The organism is Neisseria sp. MVDL19-042950 (genome assembly GCF_030504625.1).
Classification (GTDB): domain Bacteria; phylum Pseudomonadota; class Gammaproteobacteria; order Burkholderiales; family Neisseriaceae; genus Neisseria.
Genome location: NZ_JAUKWH010000002.1, coordinates 89,974 through 110,358, shown reverse-complemented (window position 1 = coordinate 110,358; position 20,385 = coordinate 89,974). Strand labels below are relative to the sequence as shown.

At 51.2% G+C, this 20,385-nt stretch carries 18 protein-coding genes; 8 read left to right on the top strand and 10 right to left on the bottom strand.

What is annotated here, in order from left to right; all coding sequences use genetic code 11:
* Nucleotides 1-42: 42 nt before the first annotated feature.
* On the bottom strand, nt 43-909 hold the full coding sequence (locus Q0X97_RS02160; protein WP_302065723.1) for an ATP-binding protein: 867 nt from the start codon (nt 907-909) through the stop codon (nt 43-45).
* A gap of 158 nt (nt 910-1,067) precedes the next feature.
* Between Q0X97_RS02160 and miaA the strand changes: the two genes are divergently transcribed.
* Together miaA and radA are read left to right on the top strand one after the other, a co-directional pair.
* The gene (gene miaA / locus Q0X97_RS02155) at nt 1,068-2,012 is read left to right on the top strand and encodes a tRNA (adenosine(37)-N6)-dimethylallyltransferase MiaA (RefSeq protein WP_302065724.1); all 945 of its coding nucleotides are present in this window, start codon (nt 1,068-1,070) and stop codon (nt 2,010-2,012) included.
* Nucleotides 2,013-2,027: 15 nt separating this feature from the next.
* Entirely contained in the window at nt 2,028-3,407 is a 1,380-nt protein-coding gene (gene radA / locus Q0X97_RS02150) for a DNA repair protein RadA (RefSeq protein ID WP_302065725.1), read from the top strand.
* A gap of 634 nt (nt 3,408-4,041) precedes the next feature.
* Here the strand turns inward: radA and rplI are convergent.
* Genes rplI through rpsF form a run of 4 tightly spaced genes read right to left on the bottom strand, consistent with a single transcriptional unit; the run spans nt 4,042 to nt 5,431 of the window.
* The gene (gene rplI, locus Q0X97_RS02145) at nt 4,042-4,494 is read right to left on the bottom strand and encodes a 50S ribosomal protein L9 (protein ID WP_302065726.1); all 453 of its coding nucleotides are present in this window, start codon (nt 4,492-4,494) and stop codon (nt 4,042-4,044) included.
* A gap of 18 nt (nt 4,495-4,512) precedes the next feature.
* Nucleotides 4,513-4,743, bottom strand: a complete 231-nt coding sequence (gene rpsR, locus Q0X97_RS02140; RefSeq protein ID WP_004283421.1) for a 30S ribosomal protein S18 — start codon at nt 4,741-4,743, stop codon at nt 4,513-4,515.
* 6 nt (nt 4,744-4,749) lie between these two features.
* Entirely contained in the window at nt 4,750-5,046 is a 297-nt protein-coding gene (priB, locus tag Q0X97_RS02135; RefSeq protein ID WP_302065727.1) for a primosomal replication protein N, read from the bottom strand.
* A 7-nt stretch (nt 5,047-5,053) separates the two neighbouring features.
* Nucleotides 5,054-5,431, bottom strand: a complete 378-nt coding sequence (rpsF, locus tag Q0X97_RS02130; RefSeq protein ID WP_107879231.1) for a 30S ribosomal protein S6 — start codon at nt 5,429-5,431, stop codon at nt 5,054-5,056.
* Between the two features lie 181 nt (nt 5,432-5,612).
* On the opposite strand from rpsF, the gene dinB reads away from it, so the two are divergent.
* The 3 genes from dinB to Q0X97_RS02115 all read left to right on the top strand — a co-directional run bounded on the left by dinB (nt 5,613) and on the right by Q0X97_RS02115 (nt 9,902).
* Nucleotides 5,613-6,674 carry a DNA polymerase IV gene (dinB, locus tag Q0X97_RS02125; RefSeq protein ID WP_302065728.1) on the top strand — a complete coding sequence of 354 codons (1,062 nt, stop codon included), beginning with the start codon at nt 5,613-5,615 and terminating at the stop codon, nt 6,672-6,674.
* Between the two features lie 197 nt (nt 6,675-6,871).
* Nucleotides 6,872-8,896 carry a site-specific recombinase gene (locus Q0X97_RS02120; RefSeq protein ID WP_302065729.1) on the top strand — a complete coding sequence of 675 codons (2,025 nt, stop codon included), beginning with the start codon at nt 6,872-6,874 and terminating at the stop codon, nt 8,894-8,896.
* A 160-nt stretch (nt 8,897-9,056) separates the two neighbouring features.
* Entirely contained in the window at nt 9,057-9,902 is an 846-nt protein-coding gene (locus Q0X97_RS02115; protein ID WP_302067662.1) for a 23S rRNA (adenine(2030)-N(6))-methyltransferase RlmJ, read from the top strand.
* A 207-nt stretch (nt 9,903-10,109) separates the two neighbouring features.
* Here the strand turns inward: Q0X97_RS02115 and gloB are convergent, their stop codons facing one another.
* A complete protein-coding gene (gloB, locus tag Q0X97_RS02110; RefSeq protein ID WP_302065731.1) occupies nt 10,110-10,871 on the bottom strand; it encodes a hydroxyacylglutathione hydrolase in 762 nt (253 codons plus the stop codon).
* Nucleotides 10,872-11,057: 186 nt separating this feature from the next.
* On the opposite strand from gloB, the gene Q0X97_RS02105 reads away from it, so the two are divergent.
* Nucleotides 11,058-11,744: an energy-coupling factor ABC transporter permease gene (locus tag Q0X97_RS02105; protein ID WP_302065732.1), complete on the top strand. Its 687-nt coding sequence runs from the start codon at nt 11,058-11,060 to the stop codon at nt 11,742-11,744.
* Between the two features lie 65 nt (nt 11,745-11,809).
* The gene (gene crcB, locus Q0X97_RS02100; protein WP_302065733.1) at nt 11,810-12,187 is read left to right on the top strand and encodes a fluoride efflux transporter CrcB; all 378 of its coding nucleotides are present in this window, start codon (nt 11,810-11,812) and stop codon (nt 12,185-12,187) included.
* Nucleotides 12,188-12,199: 12 nt separating this feature from the next.
* Here the strand turns inward: crcB and Q0X97_RS02095 are convergent, their stop codons facing one another.
* Together Q0X97_RS02095 and Q0X97_RS02090 are read right to left on the bottom strand one after the other, a co-directional pair.
* The gene (locus tag Q0X97_RS02095) at nt 12,200-12,826 is read right to left on the bottom strand and encodes an NAD(P)H-hydrate epimerase (protein WP_302065734.1); all 627 of its coding nucleotides are present in this window, start codon (nt 12,824-12,826) and stop codon (nt 12,200-12,202) included.
* Between the two features lie 198 nt (nt 12,827-13,024).
* Nucleotides 13,025-14,932 carry an ATP-binding cassette domain-containing protein gene (locus Q0X97_RS02090; RefSeq protein ID WP_302065735.1) on the bottom strand — a complete coding sequence of 636 codons (1,908 nt, stop codon included), beginning with the start codon at nt 14,930-14,932 and terminating at the stop codon, nt 13,025-13,027.
* Between the two features lie 196 nt (nt 14,933-15,128).
* On the opposite strand from Q0X97_RS02090, the gene Q0X97_RS02085 reads away from it, so the two are divergent.
* Nucleotides 15,129-15,377: a hypothetical protein gene (locus Q0X97_RS02085; RefSeq protein ID WP_302065736.1), complete on the top strand. Its 249-nt coding sequence runs from the start codon at nt 15,129-15,131 to the stop codon at nt 15,375-15,377.
* A 149-nt stretch (nt 15,378-15,526) separates the two neighbouring features.
* Here Q0X97_RS02085 and Q0X97_RS02080 read toward each other — a convergent pair whose 3' ends face one another.
* Entirely contained in the window at nt 15,527-16,846 is a 1,320-nt protein-coding gene (locus Q0X97_RS02080) for a tetratricopeptide repeat protein (protein ID WP_302065737.1), read from the bottom strand.
* 332 nt (nt 16,847-17,178) lie between these two features.
* Nucleotides 17,179-20,073 (bottom strand): alanine--tRNA ligase, encoded by a 2,895-nt coding sequence (gene alaS, locus Q0X97_RS02075; protein WP_302065738.1) that lies wholly within the window; start codon nt 20,071-20,073, stop codon nt 17,179-17,181.
* Nucleotides 20,074-20,385 lie beyond the last annotated feature (312 nt).

Below are 20,385 nucleotides of genomic sequence, written 5' to 3'. Positions count from 1 at the left end.
AAAATATGGTTTCAGACGGCCTTTTTATCATTGGTGGTACATTCAATCCACAATCCTCTGCTCCGGCAATCTGCCCGCCCAATCGCAGGCAAACTGCCACGCCACGCGCCCCGAACGGCTGCCGCGCGACAGCGACCAACTCAATGCGGCTTGGCGGGCGGTATCGTCAAACGGCAGGCCGTAGTCGTCCAACCAGTTCGCCACCGCTTGCAGATAATCGTTTTGGTCGAACGGATAAAAGCTCAACCACAGGCCGAAACGGTCGGACAACGACACTTTTTCTTCCACCGCCTCTTGCGGATGCACTTCGCCGCGCCCGCCCGTAACCGCCAAATTTTCATCCATATATTCGGGCATCAGATGCCGGCGGTTGGACGTGGCGTACACCAGCACGTTGCCGCACCGTTGCGAAAGCCCGCCGTCGAGTGCGGTTTTCAAGGCTTTGTAAGTATCGTCGCCACTCTCAAACGACAAATCGTCGCAAAAAACGATGTATTTCTCTTTGCGCTTTTCCAGCAGCGTCAGCAATGCCGGCAAACTGGTCAGATCGGTTTTGTCCACCTCGATCAGGCGCAAGCCGCGATCCGCATATTCGTGCAGCAAAGCCTTTACCAACGAAGATTTTCCCGTACCACGCGCACCGGTCATCAACACGTTATTGGCCGGGCGGCCTTCCAAAAACTGCTCGGTATTCCGCACCAGCCGCGCCGTCTGCGCATCCACCGCCGCCAGCCTGTTCAACGGGAAAGTGTGCGGCTGCGGCAGGCTTTCCAACACACCGCGGCGGCCGATGCTCTGCCAACGGTAAGCCAACGCTTTCCAGTCCGGCTCCGCCGCCTCCGGCGGCAACAGCACATCCAAACGGCGCAACACCGAAGCGGCCAGTTTCAAAAATTTCGCGGGTTTCATCTATTTTCCTTTCAGACGGCCTGACGGCTTTTATCGATACGGTTTCGTTTACATTCAAAACCTTAACATTATGGCAGCTTCAAAGGCCGTCTGAAACCTTTTTCAGACGGCCTTTTGCTATAATTCCATCCTTTCCCTTAGAGGCCGTCTGAAAACCCATGAACACCCCCAAAGCCTTTGCCTTGCTCGGCCCCACCGCCAGCGGCAAAACCGGTTTGGCTCTGAAAATCGCCGAAACCCTACCAGTCGAAATCATCAGCCTCGATTCCGCCCTCGTTTACCGCGATATGGATATCGGCACCGCCAAGCCCACCACCGCTGAACGCGCCGCCGTGCCGCACCATCTGATAGACATCATCTCTCCGTTGGAAACATACAGCGCGGCAGATTTCGTCAATGATTGCGTGCGCCTGACTAACGAAATCCACGCACGCGGCAGGCTGCCTTTAATCGTCGGCGGCACCATGATGTATTTCCACGCCCTGACCGAAGGACTGAATGCCCTGCCAGAAGCCGATGCCGCAATCCGCGCCGCATTACAGGCAGAAAAAACCGAATATGGTTTGCCGCATCTGTACCAACGTCTGCAAACCGTCGACCCGCAAACCGCCGCACGCTTGGAACCTGCCGACAGCCAGCGTATCGAGCGTGCATTGGAAGTGTTCATGCTCACCGGCAAACCGTTAAGCCGGCACTTCGCCGAACGGCAAACCTATACGCCGCTGCTGGATTTATGCACCGTCGCCCTGCTTCCCGCCGACCGCGCCGAACTGCACGCGCAAATCGCCAAACGCTTTCTCACCATGCTGGAACAAGGCTTTATCGACGAAGTAAAACGGCTTCAGACGGCCTATCCCGAACTCACCGCCGACATGACTTCCATGCGTTGCGTCGGCTACCGGCAAGCATGGGACTATCTGGCAGGCGCATACGATTACGATACTTTTGTCGAAAAAGGCATCGCCGCCACCCGCCAGCTTGCCAAGCGTCAGCTTACATGGCTGCGGAAAATCCCGCTGGCGCACAGCTTGGATCCGTATGCAAACAGCCGCTACATTCAGACGGCCTCAGACTTGGCCAAGCGGCATTTCGCCCTCGCCTAAAACACAGGAACCCTCATGGCAAAAGCACCGAAAACCGTTTACCAATGCAGCGAATGCGGCGGCACCACCCCGAAATGGCAAGGCAAATGCCCGCATTGCGGCGAATGGAATACCTTGCAGGAAAGCCTTGCCGCACCCGAACCGAAAAACGTGCGCTTCCAATCGTGGGCGGCGGACACCGCACAAGTGCAGGAGCTTTCCCGAGTAACCGCCACCGAAGTGCCGCGCGAACCCACCGGTATGGGCGAACTCGACCGTGTGTTGGGCGGTGGTTTGGTGAGCGGCGCGGTGATTCTGCTCGGCGGCGACCCCGGCATCGGCAAATCGACGCTGCTTCTGCAAACCGTGGCGATGATGGCGAAAAACCGCAAAGTGCTGTATGTATCCGGCGAGGAATCCGCCCAACAAGTCGCCTTGCGCGCACAACGCTTGGGCTTGCAAAGCGAGGGCGTAAACCTGCTGGCGGAAATCCGCATGGAAGCGATTCAGACGGCCTTAAAACAACACGAACCCGCCGTGGTGGTGATCGACTCGATTCAGACCATGTATTCCGACCAAATCACTTCCGCACCCGGCTCCGTATCGCAAGTGCGCGAGTGTGCCGCCCAGCTCACCCGCATGGCCAAGCAGATGGGCATTGCCATGATTTTGGTCGGCCACGTTACCAAAGACGGTGCCATCGCCGGCCCGCGCGTGCTCGAACACATGGTCGATACCGTACTCTATTTCGAGGGCGACCAGCATTCCAACTACCGCATGATACGCGCCATCAAAAACCGTTTCGGCGCGGCCAATGAGCTGGGCGTTTTCGCCATGACCGAACACGGCTTGAAAGGCGTATCCAACCCTTCGGCGATTTTCCTTGCCAGCTACCGCGACGACGTGCCCGGCTCGTGCGTATTGGTCACTCAAGAAGGCAGCCGCCCGCTGTTGGTGGAAATTCAGGCATTGGTTGACGACGCGCACGGCTTTACACCCAAACGCCTCACCGTCGGCCTCGAACAAAACCGCCTCGCCATGCTGTTGGCCGTCTTAAACCGCCATGCCGGCATCGCCTGCTTCGACCAAGACGTGTTCCTAAACGCCGTGGGCGGTGTAAAAATCAACGAACCCGCCGCCGACCTCGCGATTATCCTGGCCATGCTTTCCAGCTTCCGCAACCGCCCGCTACCCGAAAAGATGGTGGCCTTCGGCGAAATCGGCTTGAGCGGCGAAGTCCGCCCCGTAGCGCGCGGGCAGGAACGCTTGAAAGAAGCAGAAAAACTCGGCTTCAAACGCGCCATCGTCCCCAAAGCCAACCTGCCGCGAAATCCTAAAGATTTTCCCGGCTTGCAGATTTACGGCGTAAGTAGTTTGCAGGAAGCAGTGGATGTGTGCAGGAATGCTGAAGATTGATTTAACTAAATTTGAAAACATTTCGATTTAAGATGAATAAGACTATGATGAATAAACTTACTTTATCATGGTTCGTCATATTCGAGTTTGAAGCAAACATCTTGAATATTCATTAAGCTACTGATATATATAAATTTTATGACTATATATTAGAAGCCGTGAAAACTAAACTCATACAAGAAAACGGGCCTCAGGGAGCACGGGCTGTACGAATAGTACGGAGCCGATTCTATTGCCGCTTCGGTAGTTTACAAAATTATTTTCTTAAAGTTAAGGCGTAGCACCGCCGTAGCAATTGTAAGTTTATTTGGCTATAAAACTACTTAGAGAAGGTGCTCAGGCTGGTTGCTTTCATAGTGGCTGAGAGTCAATAAATTATATAATTATTAAAGTTAATATTTCATAATTTATTCTTTGGTTTGGTTGGAAGATAACGATTTTGTAAACCACCGAAGCGGCAATAGAATCGGCTCCGTACTACTTTCGCCATCCATACAACTTGCTGCCCTGTATCAAAAATAAAAATTTATTTGCTAGGCTTCTTTTTCCGTATCAATTCGGTTGAATTAACAATAGAACAAGAAAAACAGGCCGTCTGAAAATTTCAGACGGCCTGTTTGTTTTTTAAACCGAATTACTCGGCGGCAGCTACAACCGCTACGGTAACAGTAGCAACGGCATCGGTATGCAGAGCCACTTCAACTTCATATTCGCCAACGGCTTTCAAAGGACCGTCAGGCAAACGAACGTTCGATTTAGCAGCTTGAATACCTACAGCAACTACGGCAGCCGCAATATCGGCATTGGTAACCGAACCGAACAAGCGGCCATCCACACCTGCTTTTTGAGCGATAGTGATAGTTTGACCATTCAATTTTTCTTGGCGGGCTTTGGCATCAGCCAGAATTTCAGCCTGTTTCGCTTCCAATTCGGCGCGGCGGGCTTCAAATTCTTTCATGTTGGCTTCTGTAGCGCGTTTTGCTTTACCGCTCGGAATCAAAAAGTTGCGGGCATAACCGTTTTTAACGGTAACCACGTCGCCCAAGTTGCCCAAACCACCGATTTTTTCTAACAGAATAATTTGCATCTTACTAATCTCCGTCAATTATTTATGTTGGTCGGTGTAAGGCAGCAGTGCCAAGAAACGGGCACGTTTAACCGCAACAGACAGTTGACGTTGGTAACCTGCTTTAGTACCGGTGATACGGGCAGGAATGATTTTACCGTTTTCAGAAATGAAGTCTTTCAGCAGATCAACTTGTTTGTAATCGACTTCTTGGATTTTTTCAGCCGTGAAACGGCAGAATTTTCTACGTTTGAATGATTGACGAGCCATTGTCGTTTAACCTTTATATTCTTGAATGTTCTGTATCCGCAGTACCGGCTTGGGGTAGCGTTGGCTTTTTTGTGCCAAAAATCCGCTGACTTCCACTACTGCATTTTGCCGGTGCTGCCACTTCAGCGCATCCTTACCGATAATCTTGGCAGCCATTTCAAATTTAACCAAGCATTGCTGCCCGTTTTCCTGCTGCCATGATTCATGTTTCAGCGTTACGTCCAACACGGGAATTCCGGCCGGCGTGTATCTTAAATTGCCGCATTCGGCGATTTGTGCGGTAAGGATGAAAAGATTGTTCAATCTTTAATTACGCTTCGGCTGTTTCGGTTTCTTCTTTAGCCGCACCTGTCAACAGGTTTTTAGACTTCTCTTCTTTCATCATCGGAGAAGCTTCGGTAACGGCATGTTTGGTTTTGATGGTCAGATGACGCAATACGGCATCGTTGAAGCGGAAAGCGGTTTCCAGCTCCTCAACCACTTCGGGAGTGGTTTCGATGTTCATCAAAACATAGTGTGCTTTGTGGATTTTGTTAATCGGGTAAGCCAGTTGGCGGCGGCCCCAATCTTCCAAGCGGTGGATTTTACCGCCTGCTTCGTTAATCATGGTTTTGTAACGCTCAACCATAGCGGGCACTTGCTCGCTTTGATCCGGATGAACGATAAACACGATCTCATAATGACGCATGTTATCTCCTTACGGCTATTAAATCCTTTTACCATGCGAAAGTAAAAGGCAAGGTTGGAAAACATGGAATTATAACGGCTTTGTTTTTATAAAGCAATATGATATTCCGAATATCCCGATTCGGGCTGCAAAACGGTATTACAATATGTTTTTCAGACGGCCTCTTTCGGAAACACCAGCCATGCAAACGCGCAAAATCATCCATATCGATATGGACGCTTTCTACGCCTCGGTAGAATTGCGCGAACAGCCGCACCTGCGCGGCAAGCCTGTTGTGGTGGCGTGGGACGGCCCCCGTTCGGTTATTTGTGCGGCTTCGTATGAAGCGCGGCAATTCGGATTACGTTCGGCCATGTCGGTGGCAACTGCCAAACGGCTGTGTCCGCAAGCTGTTTACATACCGCCGAATTTTGAACTTTACCGTGAAATCTCGCGCCAAATCCACGGTATCTTTGCACGCTATACCGATTTAATCGAACCGCTTTCGTTAGATGAGGCTTATCTTGACGTTACCCGCAATTTTGCCGGAATCGCTTATGCCAGCGAAGTCGCCCGCAGAATCCGGGCGGAAATTTTCAATGAAACCGGCCTGACTGCTTCGGCGGGTGTCGCATCCAACAAATTCCTTGCCAAAATCGCTTCCGACTGGCGCAAACCCAACGGACAATTTGTATTGCCGCCGCAGCATGCGGACGCATTTTTGGAAACACTCCCGCTCGGCAAAATCCCTGGCGTGGGCAAGGTAACATTGCAGAAGATGAACGCCCTCGGCATGCACACGGCGGGCGACCTCCGCCGTTTCGAACGGGGAGAACTGCTGCATTATTTCGGCCGCTACGGTTATCGTTTATATGATCTGGCGCGCGGCAACGATGAGCGGCCGGTAAAACCGAGCCACGAGCGTTTGCAGATTTCTACCGAAATCACCCTGCCCGAAGATTTGCCGCTGGCGGATACGGTAAAACACCTGCCCCACTTGGCAGACGATTTGTGGAAGCAAATCAAACGTAAAAACGTGCTGGCGCGCAGCGTTACCTTAAAACTGAAAACGGCCGATTTCCGCATCATCACCCGTTCGCTCACATATTCTTCGGTCCTGCCTGATGCCGCGGCTTTATCGGAGGCCGCACACACGCTGGTTAAACGCGTACCCGTGCAAAACGAAGATGCTTTTCGACTCATCGGTATCGGTGTCGGGCATTTGATGCCGGAAGGGAAACAGCAAACTTTGTGGAACGATTAAACCCGACCGACAAAAGCAGGCCGTCTGAAATTTCAGACGGCCTTTGCACTTTGGTTTCATGATTTCAACATAGAATAAATTTCCTGTTTTTCAACGCCGTGCATTTACTTTGCCGTTTATTTTTCAATAAAATGCTGTAATTTCATCCAATCGTCCTTATTTGTACCCAACACAATCAAGCTGTTACATTTATACGAATGAAAAAAATAACGCCTCAGTCTTTACACACGCTGCTTGCCGAAAGTTTGGAAACCACCGACTTCGTTACCATACTCAACGCGATTATCGATTTTTTACGCAAAGGCGGCGTCCGCCATGCTTCGGGCAGACTGGATATGCTTTTGCACACGCTGGAGCGCGATAAAACATTATGCGGCACTTTCGGCAGCCGTTTTTACGCGTGGCTGACCAAAGTGCACATTTATCCGGCATTGGTGGGTTTGGGCATTTTTTCGAGAAGCGGTTTCAGCCGCGAACTCGGCATCCGTCTTTACGAGCGTTTCAGCCCTTCTTATAAAGATTTGAACAACCTGCAAGATGTGTTTCTGCATCTTTTCCGCTCGCAAAACGACGAAAAATGGCTGCAAAGCATCCATCTGCGCCAATGGCTGAACCTTCACCAACTTCTGCTGGCACATGCCGATCCGAATATCGTGCAATCCGCTTCGCGGCAGCTTACTCAGGAAAGACTGCATGCGCTGGAGATGTTGTCGGTATGGGTGGCGGCGGAAGAACTCGAACCCAGCCTGATACGCATCGAACCTCGCCTGCTGGATGTCGATTCGCCGTTTGTGGCCCTCAAGCGCGAAACCGCCAAATTGGTGGAACATTACCAAACCGAAACCTCGCTTTACGACACGGCCCACATCGAGGTGATGCTCGACCAATGCCGCAACCAAGTAGAACGCCTGCAAAGAAAAGGCACGGGTGCAGGTTCCGGCTCGTCGGTTAAGGTGGCGCACCTGCTTGAGCGTTTGTCGCAAACTTTAGAGCGGTTGAGCCTGCTGCTGGAAATCCAAACCCGCCCCGAAGACCAACGCCGTTTGGCCATCAAACTGATGAATTCAATGGTTATCGCCGCCGTCGAACAGCACAGCACCACCCTGCTGCGCCGCCGCAGCATCAAAATGTTGGCCAAAAGCATCAGCGAAAACAAAAGCGGCCACGGCGAACATTACATCACGCGCACACGCAAGGAATACTGGGCGATGTTGCGCTCGGCTGCCGGCGGCGGCGTTTTGATCGCACTGATGGCGTTAAACAAAATCCATATCGGCGGAATGGGCTTCGGCGAATTCGCCACTTCGCTTTTAAACGGCCTGAACTACGGCATCGGCTTTATGCTGATCCACATGCTGCACTTCACCGTAGCAACCAAGCAGCCCGCCATGACTGCCGCCAGCTTTGCCGAACAGGTGGAACGCAACGAAAAAGGCCGTGTGGTGGAGCTCAAACTTTCCAAACTGCTGGTGGATGTATTCCGCTCGCAAAGCGTGGCCGTATTCGGCAACGTGAGCGTGGCCGTGCTGCTCGCCGCCTTGATTGCCGTGGTTTACGCCACCCAAACCGCACAACCGCTGTTGGATGCGGACAATGTCGCCTACCAGATCAAATCGGTGGAGCCGTTTACCCAACCTACGCTGTGGTATGCCGCCATTGCCGGCGTTTGGCTGTTTTGCTCGGGCATTATTGCGGGCTTTTTCGACAACCGCGCCGCTTATCTCGACCTGCGCCGCCGCCTCACGGTGAACCCGTTTTTAAAGAAATTTCTGCCTGCCGCCGCACGCACGCGCTTTGCCGAATACATGCACGCCAATTACGGCTCGCTGGCAGGAAATTTCGTCTTCGGCATGCTGCTGGGCATGACCGGCTATTTCGGCCACTTGCTCAACCTGCCGCTCGACATCCGCCATGTGGCCTTCTCTTCGGCCAACATCGGTTATGCGGCGGTGAGCGGGCATATCGGCGTGCTGTCTTTCTTCGTCAATCTGGCGAACGTGCTGCTGATCGGCTTGGTGAATTTATGGGTGAGCTTCATGCTGGCGCTGTTTGTTGCCCTGCGCGCCCGCGACACCAGCATCGACAGCATTCCGAAATTAATCAAAAGCATATGGCAGCAGATAAAAGCCAACCCGCTCAGCCTGATTTTTCCTGTTCAGACGGCCGCGCAAACCATCAAAACGGCCAAAGCGGATGAAAAAGAAAAAGACGATAAAAAATAAGCTGTTCTTGCCGACCACACAAACAGGCCGTCTGAAAACCGGAAAGCAAACCGTTTTCAGACGGCCTGCAACATTTGGCCGTTTCTCCGCAAGCCTGCAATCCGAAAATCCCGTAAAATAGCGCCTTCTCCATCAAACTTTTTCAGACGGCCCCGCCACTATGCTCAGCTACCGCCACGCCTTCCACGCCGGCAACCATGCCGATATGCTCAAACATTTCGTGCTGTATCTCACACTGGATTACTTCAACCGCAAAGACAAACCTTATTGGTATATCGACACCCACAGCGATGCCGGTTTGTATGATTTGCACGGCAACGAAGCGCAGAAAGTCGGCGAATACAAACAAGGCATCGCCCTGCTGCAACAGGCCGCCAATCTGCCGGAGCCGCTGCAAAACTTCACAGGCCGTCTGAAAAACATTCTGCCCGCGCCGAATTTATACTGCGGCTCGCCGTGGCTGGCGCAATCGCTCACCCGCCCGAACGACAAATTGCGGCTGTTTGAACTGCACCCTGCCGATTTCCAGCATCTGCAAAACAATATGCATGAAGCCCGCTTGGGCAGTCGCGGGCAAATCACGCAGGCCGACAGCTACCAAGGCTTGATTGCCTTGCTGCCGCCGCCCACCCGCCGTGCCGTGGTGCTGATCGACCCGCCCTACGAAGAAAAACAAGACTACGCCCGCGTGGTTCACACCTTGAAAGAAGCTCGAAAACGCTTTGAATCGGGCTGCTATCTGGTGTGGTATCCCTGCCTGAGCCGCGAAGAAAGCCGCAAGCTGCCGGAACAACTCAAAAAACTGTCGCCCGACAATTATCTGCACGCCGAACTGCATGTGCACGCCCCCCGCGCCGACGGTTTCGGCATGCACGGTAGCGGCATGTTTGTGATCACCCCGCCTTATCTGCTCGCACAACAGCTTCGAGAAACCCTGCCCGTGCTGACGGAAATTTTGCGGCAAGACGACGGAGCGCGGTTTGTTTTCGATGCGCAAATCAAATAAAACCGCGGCAACTGAATAAACCTGCTTTATCACGGCTCGCCATATTCGGTCTCAGCCTGCGTATGGCAGCCGGCGGCTCTTTCCGGCAGAAAAAACAGCCCGCCCGCCGCCCGAATACGGCAAAGCCGTCTCTTCTTACCCGTGCTTCGCGATGATACAAAGGCCGTCTGAAAACATGTTTCAGACGGCCTCTCTCAATCCATGCGGTTAAAAACTGTTTTTCAATTCCCTCAACGCCGCGAAAACCGCCGCTTCTCCGTTTAGCCCTACGTCCGACAACTCGGCCGTTCTCGCCGCCACTTCGGGTTTTGCCGTGCGCAGAAACGGATTGATTTTGCGCTCGTGCGCCAGCGTAACCGGCAAGGTCGGCGTGCGGTTTGCCTGTGCTAAGGCCGTCTGAATATCGGGATTATCGGGTTCGATATGGGCGGCAAAGCGCAGGTTGGCGGCGGTGTATTCGTGGGCGGGATAAAACAAGGTGTGCTCGGGCAAACCGTTGTAACGTTGCAGGCTGGCGAAAAGTTGCGCCGCGGTGCCGGTGAACACGCGCCCGCAGCCGGCTGAAAACAAGGTGTCGCCGCAAAAAACGTGCAGGCCGTCTGAAAGATTCAGCAGATAGCCCAAATGGGAGTCGGTATGCCCCGGCGTGGCCCATACTTCGACGGCATGCCCGCCGAACTCGAATTTGCCGCCCTCTCCCACCGTTTCATCCACACCGGTAATGTCGCGGCTGCCGTAAACCGTGCAGGCCGGAAACGCTTTTTTCAAAGCGGCCACTCCGCCGGTGTGGTCGTGATGGGCATGGGTGATCCAGATTTGGGCCAACGTTAAGCCGTGCTTTTGCAGATAATCCAGCACGGGCGCGGCATCGCCGGGGTCGATGCAGGCGGCGCGGTTTTGATGTACCGCCAACCAGATGTAGTTGTCGTTGAAAGCGGGAACGGCAATGATTTCAAGCGTGTTCGACATGGTATTTATCCTTTTTCAGACGGCCTCACTATAACAAACCCGATGCGGCGGAAACAAGCCGTGCCAAACGGGCCGCAGCGATATGATGCCGGCTTGAGGCCGTCTGAAACGTGTTTTCCCGCTTTCCCGCCGCCGCGCATCTGTATAATAACCGGATTTCTCCGATCCCTTTTTCGCAGGATTTTTATGAATTTTCTTGCTGCGTGGTTCACCCCCGCACCCGCGCTTGCCGCACATTTTATTTTGGCCGCCTTGCTGGCCGCTTGTGCCAAACCTGCTTTTGCCGCCGTGTCCGCACGGCCTGCCGCGGCGGGTGTGGCGGCGGTGTTTTTATCGGTGCTGTGGAGCTTGAACGCGGGCGTGGGCGGCGGGCAGCTTGCAGGCATGAATTTCCACCTGCTCGGCATCAGTCTTGCCGCGCTGATGCTCGGCGCACCCGCCGCTTTGTGGTTGGGCGCGCTGCTGCTGGTGCCCTATACTTGGCTGCACGGGGCGGAAAACCTGCATGCGGTAAGCCTGAACGTGCTGTTTCTCATTCTGCCTTCCGCTGCACTGAACCTGCTGTGCCGCCGTATTGCCGCCAAACTGCCGGCCAATCTGTTTGTCTATATCTTTTTCAACGGCTTTATTGCCGCCGCCCTTGGTATGATGCTGACCGGCGCTCTTTTGGCGGCGCTGCTGCAAACGGTGCAGGCGTATTCGGGCGAAGTGTTGTGGACATCCGTATTCCCCGTATTTTTTCTACTTGCATGGGGCGAGGCTTTTTTAACCGGCATTTTCACTGCCATTTTCGTGGCTTTGCGTCCGCAGTTTTTGGCAACTTTCGACGACGACCGTTATCTGCGCTCTGAAAACGAGATTTGGAAATCATAAAATCTCAGGCCGTCCGAAACATGTTTTCAGACGGCCTCTGCAATATAAACACACGGTAAAACAAAATGTTAAACAATCTTTCCGCCATCATTATCGGCGCGGCCTTCGGTGCGGTGTTGCGCTGGGCTTTGGGCTTGTGGTTCGCGCACACGCTTTCATGGGCGGCTTTCGGCACGCTGGCCGCCAACTGGCTGGGAGCATACATCATCGGCGTTGCCGCCGCCGTGTCCGAACTGTTTCCCGCCCTCAGCCCGCATTGGCGTTTGCTGCTCATCACCGGATTTTTAGGCAGCTTAACCACTTTTTCAGGCTTTTCGCTCGAAGTGGTGGGCATGTTGCAGATGCAGCGTTGGGGCGCGGCGGCGGCCACGGCTTCGCTGCATTTGTTCGGCTCGCTGCTGCTGACGGCGCTGGGCATGACGACGGTGCAGATGTTCCGCTGATAACGGAAACCGCTAATCTATTCCGATATCCAAACACACAATCTCGCCGCAGAATTTCTTGCCGCTCTCGGTTAAATGCGCAGGCTTGTAGGCGGCGAATGTGTAAGTAACATCGGCTCGGAACGTATCGGCATCGGCTTCGGCCGTGTCGCCGTTCAAACCGGTGGGAATGTCCAAAGCCACTTTCAGGCCGTCTGAAAGATTGAGCCGGCGGCATACCGCCGCAACCGTATCGGGCAGTTTGCCGGTGAAGCCGGTGCCGAAAATGCCTTCGATAATCACGTCGTAGCCCGTTTTCAGACGGCCTTCCATTCTTTCCGTATCGATAAATTCGATGCCCGCCAAATCCGTCAGACGGCGGCGGTTCAGCTCCGCCAGCTCCGACAAATTTTCGCCCAGCATGAACACCACGTCCGCGCGCCAGCCGTGCCGCTGCAACACCCTCGCCATCACCAACCCGTCGCCGCCGTTATTGCCTTTGCCGCACACCACCAACGCACGGCCCGCCTGCGGACGGCGTTGCAGCAAATCGGCGGCGGCACCCTGCCCCGCATTTTCCATCAATTGCTCGAAACTCGTGCCCGCATCAACGGCGGCCTGCTCGTGCACGCGCATTTCGGCGGCGGTATAAACTTTCATCGCGTCATCCTTTCTTGCATAGGGCATTGCATGTAAACACACGTCCGGCCTTGTATTTCTTTTCAGACGGCCTTTTACTTTCAATAGTTTAGATAAACTCTGCAAAAGAAGTTTTGCCACAGCGCAAGGGCTTGCCGTTCATCGGAGCCTGCCGATACAAAAGGCCGTCTGAAACGGCTTGTTCAGACGGCCTCCGCATTACTCAATTCCTTTTTGCTTCGCTTCCAGTTGTTCCCAACGTTCCAGCTTTTCCAACAGCAGCATTTCGATTTCCTCGGCACGCGTCTGCAATTTGGCGGCTTCTTGGTAATCTTTGAAAATTTCCGGGTCGGAAAGGCGGTTGTTCAACTCGCCCTGCTCGGCTTCAAGCGCGGCCAGTTCGTCGGGGAGCGCATCCAATTCGCGCTGTTCCTTATACGAGAGTTTTACTGTGCGATTGGCTTTCGGCTTGGCTTTTTCCGGCTCGGCCTGAACCGTTTTCGGCGCGGCGGCGGTTTGGATTTTTTCCTCGCGCTCTTTTGCGTCGATATAGTCCTGATAGCCGCCGATGTATTCTTTCAGACGGCCTCCTCCTTCAAAAACAATGCTCTGCGTAATCACATTATCGAGAAACATACGGTCGTGGCTCACCAGAAACACCGTGCCCTGATAATCGCGCAGCAAATCTTCCAGCAGCTCTTGAGTGTCGATATCCAAATCGTTGGTCGGCTCGTCGAGCACCAGAATATTGGCTGGGCGGGTAAACAGCTTGGCCAGCAGCAGGCGGTTGCGCTCGCCGCCGGAAAGCGACGAAACCGGACTTTGCGCACGGGCGGGGTGGAAGAGGAAATCTTCCAGATAACTCATCACATGCTTGCGCTTGCCGCCCACTTCCACATAATCGTTGCCCTGCCCCAGCGTATAAAACACCGTGTCGTTTTCGTTTAACGCGCTGCGGAACTGGTCGAAATAAGCCACTTCCTGCTTGCTGCCCAAACGGATTTTGCCGAACGTAGGTTGCAGTTCGCCCAAAATCAGCTTCAAAAACGTGGTTTTGCCGATACCGTTGGGGCCGATCAAGCCGATTTTGTCGCCGCGCTGAATCACCGTGGAAAACTTATCCATAATCACCTTATCGCCGTATTGAAACGAAGCATGTTCCAACTCGGCGATAATGCGCCCGCTTTTCTCGCCGCTGTCGAGCTTGAAATTTACCTGCCCCTGCACATTGCGGCGTTCCGCACGCTGGCGGCGCAACTCTTCAAGACGTTTCACACGGCCCTCGTTGCGGGTGCGGCGCGCTTCGATGCCCTTGCGTATCCACGCCTCTTCCTGCGCGTGAAACTTATCAAACAAACGGTTATGCTCCGCCTCAACCGCCAATTCCTGCGCCTTTTTCTCGCTGTATTTGGAAAACGAACCCGGATAAGAACGCAACACGCCGCGATCCAATTCCACAATGCGGCTGGCGATATTGTCGAGAAAACGGCGGTCGTGGGTAATCACCACCAAACTGCCGTCAAACTGCTTGAGCAAACCCTCCAGCCAAATAATCGCATCAATATCCAAATGGTTGGTCGGCTCGTCCAGCAGCAGCACATCGGGCTTCTGCACCCATGCCTGCGCCAACGCCACCCGCTTCTTCTGGCCGCCCGAAAGATTGCCGATAAGCTCATGCTCAGGCAAACCGAGCTGGCTTAAAGTCTGCTTTACCGCCGCATCCGTCTGCCAACCGTTTTGCGCCTCGATCGCAAGCTGCAACTCGTTTAACTCTTTCAGCAATCCGTCGTTCTGCCCGCCTTCGAGCAAATAGCTTACCTGATGGTAGCAGCGCAGCAAATCGCGCATCTCCCCCAAGCCCTCGGCCACCACATCAAACACCGAAGCGGCCGAATCGAAAAACGATTCCTGCGGCACATACACGATTTTCAGATTATTCTGAATAATTACCTGCCCGTCGTCGAGCTTCTGCACCCCCGCCAGAATCTTCAAAAACGAAGACTTCCCCGCCCCATTGCGCCCGATCAGGCCGATTTTTTCACCGCTGTCGAGCTGGAAAGACGTTTTATCCAAAAGAGCCACATGGCCGACGGCAAAAGAAGCATTTTCGACAGATAAGATATTCATAACATTAAGGCGCAGTAAAAAGCCGTTATTCTAACCCATTTAAAAGCCGCTCGATATGCCCGCACCCGCCGATTGAAACCTTTTCAGACGGCCTCTATCACATCTAAAACATAGAACGCCCGTTTTGCCGCATCACCCGCAAAACGCTTCTATCCGAGAAATACCGACAAACAACTTCATATGGAAAGGAAGAAAGATGAAACAAAGCATCAAACTATTACTGCTCAGCCTCGCCGCCGCCCTCAGCCTCAACGCATGCGGCCTCGGCGACAACGATTCCGACCGCCGCGAACACAATCGGCAGTACGAGCAAGACAACGACGACCGCCGAGATGACCGCGACCACCGCGACGATAGCGGCGACCGTGATAACGACCGCGACGAAGACCGGAAAGACAGAAGCAGCGACAGAGACGATGATCGGGACAACGACGATAACCGTTGATAGCGCAGCTTGATAATAAAGAGGCCGTCTGAAAAATTTCAGACGGCCTTTAATTATAGTAATTTTTTGATGTTTGAGATTGATTGCGTTGCTAAGATGCATTTGCAAACTATATAAATATCTAGAGCAAGGTTCATATCCGATTGGAATTACAATTTAATTAACTTCTTTCTTGACTCTGCCATTTCAACTTTTTTCTTGATCTCAGGTGAAGTGTCATCTTTAAAACGAGAAATTAATTCATTATAAGTATTTAGTGCGTTGTCATAATATTTAATTTTGTATAAACTTTCACCTTTATTCAACATTGCTAATGCGATTGTGTCCTGTATATCGGGAAGATTATTATTGCTAAAGCGCTGAATTACTTCATCATAAATATTAATGGCTTCTTCGTAATTATTTAGATTATGTAAACTCACACCTTTATTTAACATTGCTAAAGAAATTTCATCTTGTAAAGTAGGATAATTATCATTATCAAATTGCATAAGTAATTCATCACAAACTTTAATAGCCTCTTTATTACGATTAAGGCTCGCCAAGGCGAGTACTTTGTTAACCATTGATTTTGCCAATAATTTCAAATCAAGAGGTAATTCACCATTTTGTAAAAGAAAAATTAACTTATCAAAAATTTCAATAGCTTCCTCATTTTGACCAAGATCATGCAATATTAAACCTTTATTTATCATAGCGCTGACAATAGTTTCTTGTATTTCTGGTAGAAGATTTTTATTAAAATTTAAAATTAATTCGTCATACACTTTAATTGCTTCTTCATTCTGGTTCAAACGATCTAATGCTATTCCTTTATGTAACATTGCTGAAGCAACCGCCTCTTGTATTTCAGGCAGAGGATTTTTATTAAAATTTAAAATTACTTCGTCATATACTTTGATAGCTTCTTCATAAAGGTTAAGTTGATATAAAACTAAACCTTTAGCTAAAAGTATTGAGGCATTGATGTTAATAGTTTCTTCTTTAGAATGAATCTGCTGGTTAATTAATAAAAGTGCTTGATTAAACCACGCTAAAGCGTCTCCATAGTTTTTAGATGAAGAAGCTAATGTTGCTGCCTGATAAAAAAGTTCAATAGAATTTTGTTGGGAAGCTAGCTGTGCTAACTGTTGAGCATCTTTACGAACATCATCAGATTCTTTTTTATTTAATATTTCATAGTTTTGAGCGATACCAAGCAAATTATTTCTGTGAAGAATTTCTTTGCTTATTTCAGAAATGGTTTGCTTTGAAGAATAGAGAAACTGATCAAATTTAGTTTCGAATTCTTGTAACTTAGATCTTAACGAATTTAATTCTCTTTGATGTTCTTGAGTGAGTTCTCTTCGCTTTCCTTCCCAATTATTAATTTCTTCATTTACTTTATTGGTAAGTTTTTCATTCTTACGATAAATCAAGGATGGAAAAACGATACTACCTACAGCAACTATTAGCGACAACAAAGACATTATCCAGCCTCCCCAAGTTACAACTCTATCACTGGCTTTTAATTCAGCTAACTTGATATCAATGTCTTTTTGAATGTTTTGAAAGTCTTCGATCTTTGCTTCTAATCTTTCCTGTTGTTTTACGATTTGTGTTTGAAATTGTTCTTGTTGTTTTCTTAGATATTCTATTTTAGGTGATGTTTCAATTTGAAAGTTTGTTACTTCAAAAATGCTAGTTGTATCAGCCTGGGCAAAATTTGAAATAACTAATAGTAAAAAAAAGCATTTTTTTCATTTTATTCCCAAAAATAACGCCACCTAAAAAATTCATTTAGGTAGCGTTTCAATATTATCTAAATTAATTTACCGCCAACCCAATCATTGACGCTATTCAAAGCATCGGGCAATTTAGCGGCATCCGTACCACCGGCCTGTGCCAAGTCCGGCCGTCCGCCGCCTTTGCCGCCTACTTGCTCGGCAACAAATTTCACTAAGTCGCCTGCTTTTACTTTGGCGGTTAACGGTTTGGAAACGCCTGCACACAGGGAAACTTTGCCATCGTTTACGGCGGCAAGCAGTACGATGGCTTTATCGGATTTGCCGGTAAGGTCGGTAACGATTTCGCGCAAGGCGGCTGCGTCGGCTTCGATTTGGGCCACCACGAGTTTGGCTTCGCCTACGTTTTTGGCGTTATCCAAAAGTTTGGCTCCTGCGTGTACGGCAAGCTCGGCTTTGGCTTTGGCCAAATCTTTTTCCAACACTTTGGTTTGGGCGGCGTTGGCTTGGATTTTGGCCAATACGTCGCGCTCGGTTTGGGCTTTTACTTCGGCGATGATGTCTTTAATCAAACGCTCTTGGTTTTGCGCCCATTGCAGGGCGTTCAGGCCGGTGATGGCTTCGACGCGGCGCACGCCTGCTGCGATGCCGCCTTCGGAAATGATTTTGAAGAGGCCGATGTCGCCGGTGCGTTTAACGTGGGTGCCACCGCACAATTCGGTGGAGAAATCGCCCATTTTCAGTACGCGCACTTCGTCGCCGTATTTTTCGCCGAAAAGCATCATTGCGCCTGTTTTTTGTGCGTCTTCCATGCTCATCATGCAGGCGCTTACTTCTGCGTTGGCCAAAATTGCGGCGTTTACGCGGCGCTCCACTTCGGCGATTTCTTCGGCGGTAACGGGCTGCGGATGGGAAATGTCGAAGCGGGTGGATTGGGCGGTAACGAGCGAGCCTTTTTGTTCGACATGGTTGCCGAGCACTTCGCGTAAGGCTTGGTGCATCAGGTGGGTGGCACTGTGGTTGCGCATGTTGGCATCGCGGATATCGTTGTCGATTTCGGCGGTAACGGTGTCGCCCACTTTCAGACGGCCTGATGATACGACGCCGAATTGACCGAATACGGCGGCTTTGATTTTTTGGGTGTCGCGCACTTCAAATACGTTGCTGCCTGCTTTAATCAAGCCGACATCGCCGACTTGACCGCCGCTTTCGGCATAGAACGGGGTGTTGTCCAGCACAACGGCACCGGTTTCGCCTTCGTTCAATTCGTTTACGGGTTCGCTGTCTTTATAAAGGGCGAGGATTTTGGCTTCGGTTTTGCGCTCGGTATAGCCTTTGAACTCGGTGTCTTGACCGTCGTAGGCAAGCTGGGTGTCGGCTTTGAAACTTTGCGCGGCGCGAGCGCGGGCGCGTTGGGCTTCCATTTCGCGCTCGAAACCGGCTTCGTCCATGTCGATATTGCGCTCACGGCAGATGTCGGCGGTAAGGTCGTAGGGGAAACCGTAGGTATCGTAGAGTTTGAAGATTAACTTACCACTTAATTTTGGAGTAACTCCCTGAGAAGCAGCCCAGTTATTTAAAGGCCTACACCATTGAGCAATGCGAGTCCCTTTATCTGATAATTTTTCATTCCAATCAGTTAAAGTAATGTAACTAGCACCAACTAAATTATTGGCATCTGATGAAGGAATGACAATACATTCTTGGCCATCTGATTTAACATGTGCTAAAGCTTTAAAAGGTGTATTACCTGTTGAAGTTAATGCAATCCCTTCTTGAGCGTTACCTTGTTCATAAATTGGTAATAAATCATAGACCAATTGAAAAGGAATAGCTTTTTCTAATAATTCCATACCTTTTTCTAAAGTCTCACCAAAGCGAGCCTCTTCATGGCGCAAGGCTTCGGTGATGGCTTCTTGCTTCTCTTTCAATTCGGGATAGGCTTCGCCCATTTCGGCCACCAAATCGGGCACGAGTTTGTGGAAAAAAGCGCCTTTTTGGCCGAGTTTGTAGCCGTGGCGCACGGCGCGGCGGATGATGCGGCGCAACACATAGCCACGGCCTTCGTTGCTTGGCAACACGCCGTCGGCAATCAGGAACGAGCAGGCGCGGATGTGGTCGGCAATCACTTTCAGACTGGGCACTTCCATGCTGAATTCGGTGCCGGTTTCGCGGGCGGCGGCTTTGAGCAGGTTGCCGAACAGGTCGATTTCGTAGTTACTGTTCACATGCTGCATCACGGCGGCCATGCGCTCCAAGCCCATACCGGTATCTACGCTCGGCTTGGGCAGCGGGTTCATATTGCCTTGTTCGTCGCGGTTGAACTGCATGAATACGCAGTTCCAAATTTCGATAAAGCGGTCGCCGTCTTCTTCGGGGCTTCCCGGAGGGCCGCCCCAGATGTGGTCGCCGTGGTCGTAGAAAATTTCGGTGCAGGGGCCGCAGGGGCCGGTGTCGCCCATTTGCCAGAAGTTGTCGCTGGCGTAGCGTTCGCCTTTGTTGTCGCCGATGCGTATGATTTTTTCAGACGGCATGCCGATTTCGTTTTGCCAGATGTTGTACGCTTCGTCGTCTTCGGCGTAAACGGTGGCCAAGAGTTTTTCTTTGGGCAGGTTCAGCCATTCGGGAGAAGTGAGGAATTCCCAAGCGAAATGGATGGCATCGCGTTTGAAGTAGTCGCCGAATGAGAAGTTGCCCATCATTTCAAAGAAGGTGTGGTGGCGGGCGGTGTAGCCTACGTTTTCCAAGTCGTTGTGTTTGCCGCCTGCGCGTACGCATTTTTGTGCGGTGGTGGCGCGGTTGTAGGGGCGTTTGTCGAAGCCTAGGAATACGTCTTTAAATTGGTTCATGCCTGCGTTGGTGAAGAGCAGGGTGGGGTCGTCGTGTGGCACGAGTGATGAGGAGCGGACGATTTGGTGTCCTTTACTTTCGAAGAATTTGAGAAATTTTTGGCGTAATTCGTTGGTTTTCATAATATTTTCTATATTAAGTTAGAATGTTTCAGACGGCCTTTCCAAGCACTTCTGGCCGTCTGAAAAAGTTAAAATAAAATCTTGCACATATTACAGCAGTTTTCCTTTATCGCCTACTGTCCGGCAGCATGCCGCGGCTATTGTTTTACAATGTTTGCAGTGCTTTTTTTCGGAACGTTTTCAGACGGCCCCGTTCATATCAGTCTCAATATCGATAACATCTTTCTCCCCGTTGAAACTATCGTAAATGCTGGCTCTGCTCTATAATCAAGACGGCTTTCATTTTTCAAGTCAACAACCAAAGGAAATATA